Origin of the sequence: Marinoscillum furvescens DSM 4134, assembly GCF_003386095.1 — a bacterium.
In the GTDB taxonomy this organism is placed as follows: Bacteria; Bacteroidota; Bacteroidia; order Cytophagales; family Cyclobacteriaceae; genus Marinoscillum; species Marinoscillum furvescens.
This window is the reverse complement of record NZ_QREG01000057.1, coordinates 1-1,475: the sequence shown is the minus strand read 5'-3', so window position 1 is coordinate 1,475 and position 1,475 is coordinate 1. Positions and strand designations below refer to the sequence as shown.

Annotated in this window: 1 protein-coding gene; it reads left to right on the top strand. The window is 47.0% G+C overall.

Translation table 11 applies throughout. From position 1 onward, the window contains the following. On the top strand, positions 1-1,475 hold a 1,475-nt coding region (locus tag C7460_RS23950), incomplete at both ends, for a hypothetical protein (RefSeq protein WP_170148164.1).

Below are 1,475 nucleotides of genomic sequence, written 5' to 3'. Positions count from 1 at the left end.
ACCGGGGAGATGAACGCCCTGATCAAAGCATTCCGCTCCAAACACCAGCGCGCCAAAGACACCTACTACGTCTTTTTGGTAGCCAAAGCGGAGAACGCCAGCAAACTGGGCTACATGCCCCGCAAGAAGCAGTGGGGCTTTGTGTTTACCGAAAGCCAGAGCACTGACCAGCTGATCACCACCATCGCCCATGAGCTGGGCCATGGGGTGTTTAGGCTCGAGCACACCTTTAGCGAAAAGGGCCTTCCCAAAGGCCAGACCGATAACCTGATGGACTACTCCCCAGCAGGGGAGAAAGACAAAAAGCTCTACAAGTACCAGTGGGACCATGTCCACGACCCAGCCAGCGTAGTGACCCTGTTTGATGACGAAGAGGATGGGGCGATGGTGGCAGCCACTATGTTTGATGCACTTTTTGAGGGATCAGAAATAGATGTAATTCCGACAGAAGATGCGCAAACGGAACTTACCTCCGGTGGAATTATCCTGACTTATAAAGGCCAGAATGTAACCTTTAATGGGTTTAGAGTAAGCTTTGGTTTAAATGCTGCTAATGGTTCATTAACGATCACGGAGATAGCTCCCCGCTACTCACCGGACAATATTTCTACGATAAACATTCTAATTGCGAGAGCTACTAATCGTTTCAAGGAGCTACTAGAGGTGCGAGATGATTACCCACCTTTTGAAAATGTTGCTGTTGCAGAATTGGCAATGGAAGAAGAAGCTGCCAAGATCAAAGAGTTTTTGGCGCAGACGATTGAAACATTAAACCAGGAAGGTGACCAACTTGAAGACTTCATTGGCTTGCCTGAAGAAGAAAAGGAAAAACTCAAAGTTGCCATTGCTGATTTCAAAGACAACCAGGATATAGATTCCAAAGTGACCGTTCTGGATGAGGCCACTTTTGATGAACTGAAAGATTCCTTCACTCCTGAGAAAGAAGTCCACTTGCTGCTAGGTAAATCAGCGGATGGTTACAAAAAGCAGTTCTACTATCAGGAGGACTTTTTCAACTACCCAACGGGCAAAACTACATACAGTGGAGAAAGCATCTCTTTAGATTATCAGCAAAGTGATGTTGAGGCGATCAGGGACCAGCATATCGACAAATCGATTGACAATCCAAATGCCATTGGCGATCTGACCAAGAAGCCAGAACCTACCCTTAACATCTTTGAGAGGGATATGTGGGTAGTGAAAGTGACCAAAGAAACCCTTGCAAAGATCAAGGTGCCAGTGCCGATGTGGAACACAGAGGTAGAAACAGATACCTATCCGTTTGAGCTGAATTCGTTGACTGCCGGCCTTGGAGACGGGGCAGTGGATGAACTGAAAAGCATTCCTGACTTGCTGGTGCTGACCCTGAGCTTGTTTGATGAGCAAGAGCGAACAGCTTTACTTCAAGCATTGGAGCAACTGGACTATGAGACGGTCAAAAAGATGTTTCAGGAAAAGGCTGACAAATATGCCGG